Here is a 16816-nt window from a genome sequence, read left to right on the forward strand (position 1 = left end):
ATGCAAACCTTAGCCACTAAAGATTATATTGTTTTCTTCTGTTATTTTATTCTAATTGTAGGCTACGGATTGTGGATTTACAAACGAAAAAAGAAAGCTGTATCCGATAGTAAAGATTATTTTCTCGCCGAAGGTTCACTGACTTGGTGGGCAATTGGTGCTTCGCTGATTGCTAGTAATATCAGCGCGGAGCAATTCATCGGAATGAGCGGAAGTGGTTTCAAAATGGGATTAGCTATTGCAACTTACGAGTGGATGGCGGCACTGACATTGATAATTGTTGCGGTGTTTTTTATTCCGGTATATCTGAAAAACAAAATATTCACGATGCCTCAATACCTGAATCAGCGCTATAATGGAAACGTGGCGATGATTATGGCCGTGTTTTGGTTGTTGCTTTACGTATTGGTAAACCTGACTTCGATTTTATATTTGGGCGCTTTGGCGATAAGTAGCATTTCGGGACTGAACCTTTCTTTGTGTATGGTTTTCTTAGCGATTTTTGCTGTGATGATTACGCTTGGCGGAATGAAAGTTATTGGTTATACCGATGTAATTCAGGTTTTCTTTTTGATTTTGGGTGGATTGGTAACGACCTATTTGGCGTTAAATCTAGTGTCTGAAAAATTTGGCACAACCGGAGTTATTAATGGATTCCATCTCATGAAAGACAATGCTGCCGACCATTTTCATATGATTTTTGACAAGACCAATCCGAATTATATGGATTTACCCGGACTTTCGGTTCTTATTGGCGGAATGCTAATCGTTAATCTAAATTATTGGGGTTGCAACCAATATATCACTCAGCGTGCTTTGGGAGCCGATTTAAAAACGGCAAGAAGTGGAATCCTGTTTGCGGCTTTTCTAAAATTATTAATGCCACTGATTGTTGTTATTCCTGGAATTGCAGCGTATGTTTTATATCAAAAAGGAGGCTTCCAGACAGAAATGCTTCAGGATGGTTCGTTAAATCCTGACAGAGCTTATCCGACTTTATTAAACTTATTACCGGTAGGTTTGAAAGGACTTTCATTTGCGGCTTTGACTGCGGCCATTGTGGCTTCCTTGGCAGGAAAAGCAAATAGCATTGCGACTATTTTCACTTTAGATGTTTATAAGAAAAAAATCAATGAAAATGCCGATGAGAAAAAACTAGTCAGCGTCGGAAAATTGACAATCATAACCGTAATGATTATTGCAGTTGGTATTGCGCCGCTTTTAGGAATTGATAAAAAAGGTGGGTTTCAGTTCATTCAGGAATGTACCGGCTTGGTAAGTCCAGGAGTTTTTGCCATGTTTATTATGGGTTTCTTCTGGAAAAAAACAACTTCAAATGCAGCTTTATTCGGAATGATTGGTGGTTTATGTTTCTCAATTCTTTTTACAATCCTGCCTCGTTTTGTCGACTTACATTTCCTTTATGATTTTAGCTTTGCCGTTCCAAATGCCAATGGTATTTATGAAATTCCTTTTATAGACAGAATGGGATTTGTGTTCCTGATTTGCATAATCGGAATGTATCTTATCAGTATATACGAAACCAAAAAAGGTGTTCAGACAAATGGTTTGGAAGTAGACAAATCGATGTTTAAAGTAACTTCGGGCTTTACTGTTGGATCGATAATTATAATTGTAATATTGACAGCGCTGTATACTATCTTTTGGTAAAATAAACTTTGATAATCATTAAAATATAAATAAAACCCAGTCTCGTTCAAAAACGAGATTGGATTTTTTAGTAAGTTTGAAATAGCAAACTATAACTCCCAAAAAATGAAACTAAAAACTTCCCTTTTATATTTCATAATAATTATACTTCCGGCAATTAGCTTTAGCCAAATCGCTATTACCAACACAGCCGAGATTGCTAAAATAAAGGCTGGCAACACTTTTTTCGCTATGAAAGATCCGGCTTCACCAAAAGCAGCAGCTTATGTTGAGGCTATCAAAAAAACCTGGACGCTTTCAAAAGTTGAATGCATAAAATATACTGATGTAGAAAAAAACATTGCGCCTAATAACAGCTTTGTTACTATTGGCGCCAATATGACAAGTTCCAACAGCACTATGGAGAGTACAGAAACGCGAATTTATCTGGAGCTTTGGACGACCAACGGAAATTATACTTACGATCCAAAAAAGAGAAAGCACTTCAACCAGGCCGATAAAATTTCACTTGCAACCATAGAACTTTTTGCCGATTTCACAGCGCAAAACTATCCAAGCAGCCTTTACAAAATGGATTATGATGCAAGCGGACATCTTGAAAACTGGAGTTCCAACATCATTGCCAATTACATTCAGCAACTGACAATGCTGCTCAATAAAGGTGAAACACGCGAGATTAAAACTGCCTTTTACAAAGACGAATTCAAAAAATTATCCTCTGAAACGCTCTTCATTCCAGACTATGTAATGACTAAGTTTTCCAAAAATGCTGATGATAAAACCAAAAAATATGAAGTTAAAGAAATCTTTGACGGTTTTAATCTGAACTACAAACTGCTTTCACTGGAGGAACTTAATGAAAAGATTCTAAACAATCCGACGCCATTTTATTACTTATTGTTCATCAAAACCATTAACGAGAAGTTTGTTACTGTTACCAATTCTAAAACTGGTGAGATTATCTATTCTCAATATTCAAATTCGCCATCCAATTTTAAATCAAACGATTTGAAAGATTTGCAAAAAGCACTTCAGAAAAAATAAACTAACCTGGCTTGTGATTCAACATTCGGCTAACGTGTTCAAACAATTGGGGAAATTCATTTTTGAACTGCTCCGGAGTTTCGAAATAATGCTCAACAATAACAGCAATGAATTCGTATGCGTTTGTGTAGGCATAAATCCTGAAATAATCGGAATCAATTAGCTTTTGTCTGTTGGGAGGATAATTGACCTCTTTATAAAGCCGTTTATAATATTTCCTGAAAGTTAATGAACTACCATCATTGCTGCTTAAACTATGATGTTGTATCGCATGGGTAAATTCGTGAATTCCGAGATTTAAATTGTCATTATTTATTTCATAACCTTCTATAAAATCTTTCCATGAAAAAACTATGGCTTTGAGCCTCGGATTGAATTCCCCTTTATAATATTCCTCACTTTGAGTAGAACAATATATATCCGGGTAAATAATTATTTTATCAAAGGAATTGATTAAATATTTTCGCATGCCGAAAGTCAGCATTACATACGTAGCAGCCACCAGAGTCTGAGCTTCATGGTTGGTTAGAAATCCTTCTCTGGGAATCAATTGATAGGTCTCGGTAAAACAGGCAAGCCGGTGATGGAAATAAATCTTATGTTTTTCGGAAAGCGTTTTATAATACTGGAACTTTTGGCGAAGAATATATTCCTGTTCGGGAGATATTTTTTTGGGTTTAATGTAAAGGTGAATGAAAAGTGGCCTTCCTAAAAGATAAATTGAGATATCGTCCATCAAACTAAGGATGAACATTGTGAAATAAAGCAAAACAGCTCCAAAAACAAATAAAACAATCACTATAAAAAAAGCTTCTCCCATACTTGCAAGATAGAAAAAAAGCTCAAGAAAATCCTGATGGCTTAAATCTGATGTACAACCTACTTATCTTCGACCAACATAGCAGCTAGTCGCGCATCTCTTTCATAAATATCTTTATAGAAATTGATATTGCCTTCATCATCAACCCAGCAAGTAAAATAAGCAATATAAACAGGGATTTTATTTTTAAGCGTGTGCCATGATTCTTCACCCTTATTCATTGCTTCATCTATTTTTTCGGGTGTCCATTTATTATCATCCTCCAAAATTAAATTGGCTAACTCCTTTGGTTTTTCTACACGGATACAACCATGGCTAAATGCGCGTTTCTCTGCACTAAACAATTCTTTGGCAGGTGTGTCGTGCAAATAAATGTTATTGTTATTTGGAAACAGGAATTTAACCAATCCTAAGGAATTATCTTTCCCTGGTTTTTGTCTGATGTTTTCACCTTCCCATTCCATATTGTGCTCTGCTAAATAATTTGCGTTTTTCTCAATTCCCGGAAGGATTTCTTTTTCTTTAATACTTGTAGGCACATTCCAATATGGGCTAAATACTATAAAACTCATCATCCCGCTAAAAATGACCGTCTTGTTCATCATGTTGCCCACTACAACATTGGAACGCAAAACAACTTTCCCTTTTTTGAAATAAGTTAATTGATATGACGGAATATTAACTGCAATGAACTCTTTGGCTTTCGTCACATCGGTAGAAATCCATCTGCAACGTTCCATATTTACAATAATAGTTCTGATACGTCTGCTTATTGGCACATTCATTTCATCAATATGCTTTGGCAGAATAGTTCTGGTTAATGTAAACCCATTTCGTTTTTTGTATTTTAAGACTGCTTGTTGGAGCTTCTCTTCATATATTTTACTGCCAGAGTCAACATCAATATCACCGGTCAAAAACAATCGTGTTCTAATTTTAGCCACAACAGCTGAACTATCTCCGGGCTTAATCGAGATAAAGCCGGCAGGAACTGCAATCGCATCCCAACCACCTTTTTGTTCGATTGCTCTGTATTTTTTTAATACTGCTTTGAGTTTGTAATATTGCTCAATATGCTGTTCTTTATTGTAAATGATCTTTGGGTCGACCAATAAAGAATCCATATAAGCTGCATAGGATAGTTTTTTTCTGGGCATATACCATTCAAGTTCGCGCGATTTTTTGGTGTCAATTCCCTGCACTACTTTATCTGCATAGTAGAAATAATAGTTTGATAAAAATAACTCAACATCAATATCAGGTTTATCAGAATCTTTTTGAAACAATTCGTCAAGTGTTTTTTTATACGGCACTTTACTTATCACACCGTCTTCAAATAGATGGTTTATTCTATTGAAGATAACATCTGCGGTTTCTTTTCTGCCTTTTTTATCATACCAGATATAATCATAGTCATTTTTTTGGTATAATAAAACCACTTGCTCTTTATACTCCGCCAATTCAGGATATTTGGCATAAAAGGTTTCTACCAAAGTGCTGTCAAAAGACTCGGAAAAGGAATCTTTCTTATTTTTTTCTTTTTTTTCTTTGTTGACACAACTCAAACTGGTCAGGGAAATACTCACCAAAAAAATCATTAGTAAAAGTCTGTATAACGGTATATTATTCATTAAAGTTTGGTTTATTCATTTATAAAATTACAAAAACTAATAGCATAGTATGACAATCGTAAGTACTATATTTACTTCTTAGTTTCTCATTACAATGTTAAACCAAATTAGCAAAGCAATCCTTATGAAAAAAACGCTTCTTCTTATAGTATTCCCATTCTTTGTTACTACAATCAATGCGCAGGATAACCTCAAAACACAAATCAACAATACACTTGATGCCTGGCACAAAGCCGCTGCAGAAGCTAACTACAATAATTACTTCGGTGCCTTAACGGATGATGCGGTTTTTATCGGAACTGATGCTACAGAAAATTGGAGCAAAGCTGCTTTTCAGGCGTATGCCAAACCTTATTTTGAAAAGGGCAAAGCATGGAGTTTTACCGCTTTAGAAAGACATATTTACTTTAGCGAAGACAAGAAAACCGCTTGGTTTGACGAACTACTTGACACACAAATGAAAATATGCCGCGGTTCCGGAGTGCTTGTACTTGTAAACAGCCAATGGAAAATAAAACACTATGTGCTGTCGATGACAATTCCAAATGACAATTCTGATGAAGTCATAAAAATAAAAACTCCTATTGAAGAGGCTTTAATCATCGATTTGAAAAACAAGAAAAAGTAAACCCTCTTACTTCCCGAAAACCATAATCTTTCTTTTCTCGTAACTTAGATAAGAACACAAATTCTATGATTATGGATGTCAACAGAAAAATTAATATTTTATTCGAAACCGCTGCGTTTATTACAATAGCTGCATTAGTGTTCCTTGTTTTTTATTTGGTTCTGTTTTTTCCGCTATAAATATAATTGCCCTAAGAACTTACTAATGTTTTTGTTTGGTTCTGTTTGGTAGAAAAGCGCTGTTTCGTGTCAAAATCAGCGCTTTTCGCTTTAAAACAATTCAGTTGTTATGCAGAGGTAATCTAAATAAGGCAAAATGCACCTTTATGCAAAACCGCCTTTTTTGTTTTACCGTAAATCAATTTACAAACAAAATCAAAAGATTATGACAACAAAAAATAAACCCAAAATGACAATCGGTAAAAAGATAAAAATTGCAGCATTGAGTGTGCTTGGATTTTTTCTTTTGATGTTTGTGATATTGGTATATCACATTGCTACCGCAAGACCACTTGACAATGCTACCATACAAGTGAGTCGAATAGATTTTGACAAACCTTTTGATTCATTAAGTACAATTGAAATCAAACAAAAATTGCACAATATCGCCGGCGTTAAAAGTGAAATCATCGTAAAAAGAAATGTTGTAGTTTATTTTCACGATAACCGAATTTCCGACTCCAAAAAAGTTTACAATGAATTAATGACTAAAGGAAATTATAAAGCCGAGCGTTTTGTATTACCTGAAGGTCTTGCCAATAAACAAGTTTGCCCAGTCATGAAGAAAGATGGCGCCAGCTATAAATTTACCAAGTTCATACAAGGAATTTTCAATAAATCTTAAATATAAAAACTATGACTAAGTATTCAAAATTTGCACTATGTGCATTAGTACTCGGAGCAGTTTGTTTTACATCTTGCAGTAAAGATGATGATCCAGCTCCGCCAGCCTCAATCTATGCCAGATTAGGAGGCACAACTTTGGTTGCAGACCCAGATAATCCTGGGCAAATGATAGAACAAGGACGCTTAAGCTATCGTAAAGTGGTAAACTCAACGATTGGTTTAATCGTTGCAGACGTACAAGCAAATGCTTCCGGAAATTTAAGCGCACACTTTGCACCTTTACTTGCAGAAACAGGAGCTACACAGACTACTAATTTAGCCGAATTATCAGATAATTTAACTGACTTCTTCTCGTTTAATACAGGTGGAACAAATGCAGTAAACACTTATTCTGGTCTTTCTATGGTCGCTGCCCACAATCCTATGTCAAATCCAAGAATGGGAACTACGGCAACCGATGCTAACTACACTAAATTTGAAGGTTATGTAGGTGCAGCAGCAGTTTCGAATGGTGTTGCAGCTGACACGCAACTTTACGCTGATATCGTGGATGTATTAGAATCATTAAGAGATCCTATTGTTCAATAATAAGGTTTTTTGTTTTGTTTAGTGAAAACGCCACCTTATTTTCTAGGGTGGCGTTTTTTATTTTATTTTAAATGAGCTAACATTTCTTCAGTCATTGTTCCTAAATCAAATTCATGCTTCCAGTTCCAGTCTTGTCGCGCACTACTATCATCAATCGAAGCTGGCCAGCTATCGGCAATCTTCTGACGGAAATCCGGTTTATAGGAAATGGTAAATTCCGGAATGTGCTTTTTAATATCGGCAGCGATTTCAGCAGGTGTAAAACTCACGCCTGATAAATTATATGAAGAACGTATTTTAATTAATTCAGCCGGAGCCTGCATGATTTCTACTGTAGCTCTAATCGCATCATCCATATACATCATTGGCAGTGCCGTTTCTTCCGAAAGGAAACATTCATATTTTCCATCACTCAAAGCTTTGTGGTAAATATCCACAGCGTAATCTGTGGTTCCCCCACCTGGTTCGGTCGACCAGCTAATCAATCCCGGATAACGGATGCTTCGCACATCAACACCATAAATATTATGATAGTATTCACACCATCTTTCGCCAGTTTGCTTACTAATCCCGTACACAGTTGTCGGCTCCATAATGGTATATTGTGGCGTATTATTTCTTGGAGTTGTTGGTCCAAAAACAGCGATACTAGATGGCCAGAATATCTTTTTTATCTTTTTGGCTTTCGCCAGATTTAAAACGTGAAAAAGCGAATTCATATTCAAATCCCAGGCAAACGCTGGATTTTTTTCTGCCGTTGCCGATAGCAAAGCTGCCATCAGATAAACATCTGTAATTTGATATTGCTCAATTAAATGCTCAATTTGATTGTAGTCTAAAGCATTTACTACTTCGAAAATACCATTATTAACAATGTCGTTATTCAGTTTTCTGATATCGGAAGCAATAACATTGTCATTGCCATAAATGCTTCTTAACTTTTGGGTAAGCTCGGTTCCAATTTGACCGCAGGCTCCAATGATTAGGATTTTTGTACTCATGTAGTGTTAGTTGTTTGTGCCACAAAGATACCGTTTTTAAGAAAAATAATTTCTGCAAAAAGGCAGTTTTCTTTTTAAGAAAATTATAATCCCTTTAACTACTTCATACTGAAGTTTCCTTTTACCTTTGTACCTTTGTGTCTTTAACGCTTGCTCATGAAATTATCTTTTTCAACATTATTATTTTTATTGGTATTCTTTTCTTCTTGCAAGGAAGATCCAAAAGATCGTGCTATGGAGCAGGAAAAAGAAACACAAAAGAGAGAAGTTATATTTTCCAATATTAATAACGGTTGGAATTTTAACTCGCAACCCATAAACCAGACTTCTAGTGAATTGAGAACAAATTGGGCCGAATGGCGCGTATTCTTAAACGAGTTAGGTCAAAAACCCAAAAGCAGTATCGGTGCTTTTCAGCAAAAAGCAAAAACCCTCTCGAAAAGAGCGGCTGAATTAAACAACAACATTCCTATTAAATATGATTTGCCCGAAATAAAAAGCAGGATTGCGGTTATTACAACTAAAGTCAATGCTTTAAATCTATACATTAACCTGAATCAAATTCCGGATAAAAAGATTGTCGAATTAGTGCAGGAAGTCAATACTGAATTGGCGTCTATGCAATCACAATTTGACGAAATCAAACGTAAAAGCGAAATCAAAATAGAAGAAGGCGAAGCTGATATGATACGAATATTAGATACTGCCAGAGCAATTCCGACAAATCCAGTTCCAAAAATTATAAAATAAGTTTTGAGTTTAACTTCATTATACAACGGTTATCTCCATTCGACGAAAGTCAAACAAATAGTAGATACACTCGAAAATCCTTTAAGCAAAATGCAGTTAAAAGGACTTTTGGGCTCGTCGTTCTCGTTTGTATTTCAGGCAATTTTCAAGCAAAGCGACAAACCGTATTTACTTATTTTCAACGAAAAAGAAGAGGCTGCCTATTATCTGAACGATTTGGAACTAATGATTGGCGCCAATGATGTATTGTTTTATCCAAGTTCATATCGTCGTCCTTATCAAATTGAAGAAACAGACAATGCCAATGTTTTATTGCGTTCCGAAGTGTTGAACCGAATCAATTCGCGAAAAAAACCAGCCGTAATTGTTACTTATCCAGAAGCACTTTTTGAAAAAGTAGTTACCCGAAAAGAACTTGAAAAAAACACTTTAAAAATTGCTGTTGGCGAAACGGTAACTATCGATTTTATAAATGAAGTTTTATTTGAATACGAATTCAAACGCGTTGATTTTATTACCGAACCCGGTGAGTTTTCCGTTCGTGGCGGAATCCTCGATGTGTTTTCGTTTTCGAATGACAATCCGTATCGTATTGAGTTTTTTGGCAATGAAGTTGACAGCATCCGAACCTTTGATGTTGGAACGCAGCTTTCGCTGGAAAAGCAAACCAAGATTACCATTATTCCCAATCTTGAAAATAAATTCATCAAAGAAAACCGTGAAAGTTTCCTTGAATATATCAGCGAAAAAACAGTTTTGTGTATTGAAAATACAGAGTTTCTAACAGCGCAATTAGACAAACTTTTTTCAAAAGCAATTGAAACATTTGACAAACTTTCAAAAGATGTCAAACATGCTGAGCCAGAACATTTATTCCTGAATCAGCAAGGTTTTTTGCGCAAGGCTTTGGATTTTTCTATTGTTGAATTATCAAATAAACCGCTTTTCAAAACGACCAAATCTTTTGAATTTCATATACAACCTCAGCCTTCATTCAACAAGCAATTTGATTTGCTGCTGAACAATTTGAGCGATAATCATTTTAACGGTTATGCCAATTATTTGTTCTGTTCAAATGAAGCGCAGGCGAATCGTTTTCATGATATTTTCGAATCGATTGACGAGGAAAATAGTGAGAACATTCGAAAACAATATCACACAATCGTTTCACCTTTATATCAAGGTTTCATTGACGAAGAAAATCAGGTTGCCTGTTATACCGATCATCAGATTTTTGAACGTTATCACAAATTCAACATCAAAAATGGCTATTCCAAAAAGCAAACGCTAACGCTAAAAGAATTGAATTCATTGTCTGTTGGCGATTATGTAACACATATCGATCACGGAATTGGGAAATTTGGAGGTTTACAGAAAATTCAGGTTGAAGGCAAAACGCAGGAAGCCATAAAATTGGCTTACGCCGATAATGACATAGTGTATGTGAGCATTCATTCACTACACAAAATTTCAAAATACTCCGGAAAAGACGGAACGCCACCAAAAATTTACAAGCTTGGTTCCAATGCTTGGAAAACCTTAAAGCAAAAAACAAAAGCACGAGTAAAACACATTGCGTTTAACTTAATTCAGTTGTATGCAAAACGTCGTTTGGAAAAAGGTTTTGCCTGTGCACCTGATAGTTATTTGCAGAAAGAATTAGAAAGTTCGTTCATCTACGAAGATACTCCAGACCAAATTACAGCTACGCAAGATGTCAAAGCCGATATGGAAAAAGATCGCCCGATGGACCGGTTGGTTTGTGGCGATGTTGGTTTTGGAAAAACGGAAGTCGCTATTCGTGCGGCTTTCAAAGCCGTGGATAACAGCAAACAGGTTGCGATTTTGGTTCCGACGACTATTTTGGCGTACCAGCATTATCGAACATTTACCGAAAGGTTAAAAGACATGCCAGTCAATATTGGCTACCTCAACCGATTCAGAACTGCCAAACAAAAAGCAAAAACCATAGAGGATTTAGCTTCGGGAAAATTGGATATTCTTATCGGAACACATCAATTGGTAAGCAAAAATGTTGTGTTCAAAGACTTAGGTTTGCTAATTGTAGACGAAGAACAAAAGTTTGGCGTAAACGTAAAAGACAAACTCAAAACCATTGCGGCGAACGTTGACACATTGACTTTAACCGCAACTCCTATTCCGAGAACTTTGCAGTTTTCGTTGATGGCTGCACGGGATTTATCTGTAATTACGACGGCTCCGCCAAATCGTTATCCTATCGAATCACAGGTTGTTGGCTTTAGTGAAGAATTGATTCGCGATGCAGTTTCGTATGAAATTCAAAGAAATGGTCAAGTGTTTTTCATAAATAACAGAATTGAAAACATTAAGGAAATTGCCGGTATGATTCAGCGATTGGTTCCTGATGCAAGAGTTGGTATCGGTCACGGCCAAATGGAAGGCAACAAACTTGAAGAGCTGATGCTTGGTTTTATGAATGGTGAATTCGATGTTTTGGTGGCAACAACCATCATCGAAAGTGGTTTGGATGTGCCAAATGCAAATACGATTTTTATCAATAACGCTAATAATTTTGGCCTTTCTGATTTGCATCAGATGCGTGGTCGGGTTGGGCGAAGCAACAGGAAAGCGTTCTGCTATTTTATTTGTCCACCATATTCTGTCATGACTGATGATGCCCGAAAGCGTATTCAGGCATTGGAACAATTCAGCGAATTGGGTAGCGGATTCAACATCGCGATGAAAGATTTGGAAATCCGTGGTGCCGGAGATTTATTGGGTGGCGAACAAAGTGGTTTTATCAACGAAATCGGTTTTGAAACCTATCAGAAAATCATGAACGAAGCCATTGAAGAATTGAAAGAAAACGAATTCAAAGACTTATATCAGGAAGAAAATGAAAACGAAAATAAAGAATACGTAAAAGAATTACAGATTGATACCGACTTCGAATTATTGTTTCCTGATGAATACATCAACAATATTACCGAGCGTTTGAATTTGTATAATGAACTGGGGAATATTAAAGATGAAGCTGGTTTATTAGTTTACGAAACAAAACTTATTGACCGTTTTGGTCCGTTGCCAAAAGAAGCAAAATCATTATTGAACAGTATCAGAATCAAATGGATTGCGACGCAAATGGGAATCGAAAAAATCATTATGAAACAAGGTAAACTGATTGGTTATTTTGTTGGCGACCAGCAATCGGAGTATTATAATTCGAAACAATTCAGACGCATGCTTCAGTTTGTACAGCAAAATGGAAATATCTGTAAAATGAAAGAGAAGGAAACCAAAAACGGTTTGCGCTTACTCATCACTTTTGAAAACGTAAAATCCATAAACAGAGCTTTAGAGTTTATGGAAATGATGGTAAAATAATCAGCTAAAATATTTCTTGATTTGATGCGCCAATTCTTCCGAATTTACTCTTTCAATAGGATGTTGTGTATTGGGCAATACTAAAAACTGACCATTGAGTAATTCGCGATAAGCTGCCATACTTTCTTCAATGCTTACCATCATATCTTTGTCTCCGACAGCAATTAATGTTGGTGTTGTAATTGTTGAAAAGTCTTCATTATTGAGTGCCGGAGATTTCCCTAAACCTAACATCATTTCAGCAGTTTTTGGCAATAACCTTTCCCAGTTTTGTCCGTGTAGTTTTTCTAAAGCGGAAGCAAATTTCGGCACTTTTTCTTTGATGATTTCGGGATTTAGCATCGAAGCTTCTTTCTGTGAACCTTCAACTGTCCATTGCATTTTTGTTGCCAAAGTGAACAATTTCTGTATTCTTTCGGGATGGTTTTTTGCCAAATAAAGTCCGACATAACCGCCCATACTATAACCAAAAACAGCTATTTTTTCTATCTTATTTTCATCTAAAAATTCCAAAACCTGATTCGCAAATCCGGGAATGGTTAACGGATTATCTGAAATGCTTTTACCATGTCCATCAAAATCAAATGTGTAAATTTCAAAATCATCTTTCAGGAAAGTTGTCAGTTCGATGAAATTTTCGGCACTTCCCAATGCGCCGTGAAGTAATAAGAGTTTTTGCATATTGGTATAAATAAAAAACCACCCGCTGGCGAGTGGTTTTGAATTATAAAAGTTTAATTCTTCAATATTTTGAAATTAGCTTCTCTGTCATTAATTTTCAACTTGAAGAAATAAGTTCCGGTTGCAAATTGAGAAATGTCAACATTTGTGCTTAATTCATTCAGTTTTTGGTTGTATAATAGTTGTCCCTGAACATTATAAACGGCAACTTCGGTAATGGCATCTTTAGAAGTGATGTTTACTTTTCCGGTAGTTGGATTTGGGTAATAACTATAATCTAAGAAATCATTATTTTCTTCTCCCAATGTTCCTGTACAGGTTATAGTCGCATTCCATCCATTACCAACCGTATTTTGATCTGAATCAAATTTAAAGGTTAGTGAACCATCCGGAGCTGTTGAATTAAATGTTCCTGGATTTGCAGTTCCTGTTAAACCTGCACCAGCTGATAACTCAGGAGAAAATTCATCCGGACCATTATAAATATGCAAAAAGTCCCAATTTAGTTCAAGACCGAAACTTGCGAAAGTGACTCTTAATTTTAGCCCTGAATTACTTGGTGTCATAGTTCTTGTCCAGGATTCCATATTGGTGTAAGTGGCAGATATTCCTCCTGTATCTGTAAATGGTGTATTTGAACAGAAATCAAGTGCAGCAGTAGCAAATATTTTCTTTCTTGCAGCTGGCAAAATGTTATCACATAAAGGTCGAACCCGTATAGCGTAATAAACATTTGGATTTAATCCTGTTGCAGTATATGAATTGGTTGTAGCGGTATTCCAAACAAATACATTTGATGAAGTTGGCGTGACTGCAACTTCCCAGGAAGTTGCTGTACCAATTTCATTCCATGTTATTTGAACCGAATTGGAGGTAATATTTGAAGCAATTATTTCTGTGACAGTATTTGGACAACTGGTTGCGCAATCTGTACTTAAACATGTAGACGCATTAATACTATTTAAAATAACTTCTGTTGGCTGTGGCCCAAAACCATTACTCAAACTAATTCCAACACCGCTTACTAAATGACAATAACTCATTATAGTTCCCTTTTCTGAAAATGATGGAATTGGTCCTCCTGCACAACTTCCTTCACCATTATATCCGGCTGCCGGTCCACAACCGTCTATTCTTGTATTATTGCCATTCCAAACACAGGCGTGTGTATGTCTTGATCCTAAAAGATGTCCAAATTCATGCGTTATAACATTCACAGTCCAGGAATAGACTGGCACATTCGTGTAGCTGAAATTTACATCTGAATAACTGTAATTTTCACTAGAGCACAATCCACCTATGGTAACTGCAAGCCCACCCAAACCACCTGTTCCATCCGGTTGCGGATCGATGCCAATCAGTTGTCCTACATCGCCATCAAATACCGGAGTAATCTCAGCAAAAGTATCAAGATATGTTCCTGAATCCATTCCAACACCTTCATACGGATCGCCTTCTGTCCATATAAACATTGATTTTAAACCTACTGAAATTCCATCATTGTCATATAATGTCTGCACATTATTAAAGACAGAAGTCACCCAGTTGGTTGTTGTCGCGATATTACTTCCGTTGATTTCATATAAGTTTGTATCAACTTCAAAATACATTGAAACACATCTGGTGCTATTTATACTTGTAGTGGATTTTTCGATTGGTTTTATTGGAATATTATCATCCTGAACATGACATTCAAAATTGTTTGACACTTTCATTTCAGCATCAGAATAGACTATATAATCTGTTTGATTATTTAATTTGTTCAATTTACCAACAACAATGTTTCCTAACTCAGAACTGGAAATAATTCCGTTGAATTCGCCATTAAAGAAATTGAAAGATGAAACTGATTTTGTATTTCCGTTGATAATTCCGCGGTAGTAAACTCCTTTTTGGTAGTTAACATTTTTACCTTTGTCTGTATCGACATGAAAACCTTCTACAAAAGGATTCACTTTATACAAAAGCACAGCGATATTTTGATTTTGATATGGAATTTCTAATTCAATGGTTCCATATTGATTAGTAACAATTTCATTGATTTTTTCAAAATTTATTGTTGCCAAAGTTGCTCCTTCAACAACTTTATTTACATCGTTATCAATGATGTTTGGAGTTGCAGTCAAGACAGAAATAGGTCTAAAGCTGGCTTTTAAATTCTGTAATTCGGATACTTTTTCAGCAACCTTATTTTGTGCAAACAAATTTGTCAAACAAAATAATGCGGTTAATAGTAGGTGTTTTTTCATTAGTGATAAATTATTTTTTGCTAAAGTTATTTAAATTCAGAACAAAACAAATTATAATCCTGAATTTTAGGATTTTACTATTTATAAATTATGGAATTTAAAAAACGATTAGTAAGAATTAATCACTTAGAAATGAAAGAAAGCATCTTCAATATGCTCTATTTTGTAAATGTTGTCTTCTTTAAAAATCGCAATAATATCAAACCGGACTTCAGCATCTAAATCATTAGAAATTATATATTCATTCACGGCTTTGACCAGCAATTGGATTTTCTTTGGTTTTACAAAATCCTGTGGCAATCCAAACTCTATACTCGACCGCGTTTTGACTTCAACAACTGCAACTACATTTTCTTTTTGCGCAATGATATCAATTTCTGCCTTTTGAAATGTCCAATTGGTTTCCAATATAGTATAACCGTTTTGTTTCAAAAAACCCGCCGCCAATTCTTCACCAAATTTTCCAAGTTCGTTATGTTCTGCCATTATTTTAGATTGTTAGACCAATTAGATTTGTTAGACTGGCTTAGATTAATCTAACTATCTAAGATGTCTATTCAAAAATCACTTTGCTTTCTTTAGCATTTACTTCTATAGAAACCTGTCTTCCAAAAATCAATGCGCGATTGTCTCGGATGTGTCCGGCCGGGAAATTATAAATGATTGGAATGTTTAATCCCTTAACCGAATCTTCTATGATTTCTAAAGCATTTCTTCCCCATGGAATATCATTGTCTTTCATTTCTGTCATAGCGCCAACAATAATTCCCTTCAAACTTTGCAGACAACCATTGCGTTTCAGATTCGTCATCATTCGGTCGACATGATATAAGTATTCATCTAAATCTTCGATAAACAATATTTTATCTGTGCAGTCAACTGCCGATTCTGAACCTAACAAACTATATAAAATAGAAAGATTTCCACCAACAAGTTCGCCTTTTGCTTTTCCGTTGTGGTTTAGGGCATCACAATCTAAAGTGTATTGCAATTTGTCCCCAAACAAAGCAGCACACAAAGAATTTTTGGCATCATCTGTCGCTCTTGGAATGGCAACCGGCATAGTTGCATGCAGTGATTCAATTCCCATTCGGTTTAAATGACTGTGCAAAACCGTCACATCGCTAAAGCCAACAATCCATTTTGGGTTTTTTTTGAATTTGGTAAAATCTAATTTATCAATGATTTTTACTGTACCATAACCGCCGCGAACACACCAAATCGCTTTGATGTTTGGATTGTCCATTTGCTCCTGAAAGTCTGCCGTGCGTTGCTCCTCAGTTCCTGCCAATTGGTAATAATCCAAACCAATTGTGCTCCCGATTTTTACCTTCAATCCCCAACCTTCGAGCAAATCAATAGTTGGTTTTAAATTGTCGTCAATATTTTTTCTAGCAGTAGAAACGATGGCAACAGTGTCGCCTTTTTGCAGATAAGGTGGTGTAATCATCTTTTTTTGAGAATGAAGATTTAAAAAGAATAAAGATAATAGAATATAGAATATAGATTTTTTATTCATTTTTGAAAATGATATGAGCAAAT

Annotated in this window: 14 protein-coding genes; 7 read left to right on the forward strand and 7 right to left on the reverse strand. The window is 35.7% G+C overall.

Features of this window, described 5'->3' with window-relative positions:
- Both ABIQ27_RS08185 and ABIQ27_RS08190 read left to right on the forward strand, forming a co-directional pair.
- Complete coding sequence (locus ABIQ27_RS08185; protein WP_348033390.1) at positions 1 to 1671, forward strand: sodium/sugar symporter; 1671 nt, start codon at positions 1 to 3, stop codon at positions 1669 to 1671.
- Between the two features lie 105 nt (positions 1672 to 1776).
- Positions 1777 to 2715 carry a hypothetical protein gene (locus ABIQ27_RS08190; protein WP_348033391.1) on the forward strand — a complete coding sequence of 313 codons (939 nt, stop codon included), beginning with the start codon at positions 1777 to 1779 and terminating at the stop codon, positions 2713 to 2715.
- 1 nt (position 2716) lies between these two features.
- Here ABIQ27_RS08190 and ABIQ27_RS08195 read toward each other — a convergent pair whose 3' ends face one another.
- Both ABIQ27_RS08195 and ABIQ27_RS08200 read right to left on the reverse strand, forming a co-directional pair.
- Complete coding sequence (locus tag ABIQ27_RS08195) at positions 2717 to 3535, reverse strand: zinc-dependent peptidase (protein WP_348033392.1); 819 nt, start codon at positions 3533 to 3535, stop codon at positions 2717 to 2719.
- A 59-nt stretch (positions 3536 to 3594) separates the two neighbouring features.
- Entirely contained in the window at positions 3595 to 5166 is a 1572-nt protein-coding gene (locus tag ABIQ27_RS08200) for a L,D-transpeptidase family protein (protein WP_348033393.1), read from the reverse strand.
- 124 nt (positions 5167 to 5290) lie between these two features.
- Between ABIQ27_RS08200 and ABIQ27_RS08205 the strand changes: the two genes are divergently transcribed.
- The 3 genes from ABIQ27_RS08205 to ABIQ27_RS08215 all read left to right on the forward strand — a co-directional run bounded on the left by ABIQ27_RS08205 (position 5291) and on the right by ABIQ27_RS08215 (position 7227).
- Positions 5291 to 5794 (forward strand): nuclear transport factor 2 family protein, encoded by a 504-nt coding sequence (locus tag ABIQ27_RS08205; protein WP_348033394.1) that lies wholly within the window; start codon positions 5291 to 5293, stop codon positions 5792 to 5794.
- Positions 5795 to 6178: 384 nt separating this feature from the next.
- A complete protein-coding gene (locus ABIQ27_RS08210; RefSeq protein ID WP_348033395.1) occupies positions 6179 to 6637 on the forward strand; it encodes a hypothetical protein in 459 nt (152 codons plus the stop codon).
- A gap of 11 nt (positions 6638 to 6648) precedes the next feature.
- On the forward strand, positions 6649 to 7227 hold the full coding sequence (locus ABIQ27_RS08215; protein WP_348033396.1) for a hypothetical protein: 579 nt from the start codon (positions 6649 to 6651) through the stop codon (positions 7225 to 7227).
- 62 nt (positions 7228 to 7289) lie between these two features.
- Here ABIQ27_RS08215 and ABIQ27_RS08220 read toward each other — a convergent pair whose 3' ends face one another.
- Positions 7290 to 8228: an L-threonine 3-dehydrogenase gene (locus ABIQ27_RS08220; RefSeq protein WP_348033397.1), complete on the reverse strand. Its 939-nt coding sequence runs from the start codon at positions 8226 to 8228 to the stop codon at positions 7290 to 7292.
- Positions 8229 to 8384: 156 nt separating this feature from the next.
- Between ABIQ27_RS08220 and ABIQ27_RS08225 the strand changes: the two genes are divergently transcribed.
- The gene (locus tag ABIQ27_RS08225) at positions 8385 to 8978 is read left to right on the forward strand and encodes a hypothetical protein (RefSeq protein WP_348033398.1); all 594 of its coding nucleotides are present in this window, start codon (positions 8385 to 8387) and stop codon (positions 8976 to 8978) included.
- Positions 8979 to 8981: 3 nt separating this feature from the next.
- Complete coding sequence (mfd, locus tag ABIQ27_RS08230; protein WP_348033399.1) at positions 8982 to 12344, forward strand: transcription-repair coupling factor; 3363 nt, start codon at positions 8982 to 8984, stop codon at positions 12342 to 12344.
- Here the strand turns inward: mfd and ABIQ27_RS08235 are convergent, their stop codons facing one another.
- The 4 genes from ABIQ27_RS08235 to ABIQ27_RS08250 form a co-directional block, all read right to left on the reverse strand.
- On the reverse strand, positions 12345 to 13025 hold the full coding sequence (locus ABIQ27_RS08235; RefSeq protein WP_348033400.1) for an alpha/beta fold hydrolase: 681 nt from the start codon (positions 13023 to 13025) through the stop codon (positions 12345 to 12347).
- A 53-nt stretch (positions 13026 to 13078) separates the two neighbouring features.
- Positions 13079 to 15274, reverse strand: a complete 2196-nt coding sequence (locus ABIQ27_RS08240) for a M12 family metallo-peptidase (RefSeq protein ID WP_348033401.1) — start codon at positions 15272 to 15274, stop codon at positions 13079 to 13081.
- Positions 15275 to 15400: 126 nt separating this feature from the next.
- Positions 15401 to 15760 carry a YraN family protein gene (locus tag ABIQ27_RS08245; protein ID WP_348033402.1) on the reverse strand — a complete coding sequence of 120 codons (360 nt, stop codon included), beginning with the start codon at positions 15758 to 15760 and terminating at the stop codon, positions 15401 to 15403.
- A 67-nt stretch (positions 15761 to 15827) separates the two neighbouring features.
- On the reverse strand, positions 15828 to 16793 hold the full coding sequence (locus tag ABIQ27_RS08250; RefSeq protein ID WP_348033403.1) for an LD-carboxypeptidase: 966 nt from the start codon (positions 16791 to 16793) through the stop codon (positions 15828 to 15830).
- Positions 16794 to 16816 lie beyond the last annotated feature (23 nt).

The sequence above is a fragment of the Flavobacterium sp. genome (assembly GCF_039916025.1).
Lineage (GTDB): Bacteria > Bacteroidota > Bacteroidia > Flavobacteriales > Flavobacteriaceae > Flavobacterium.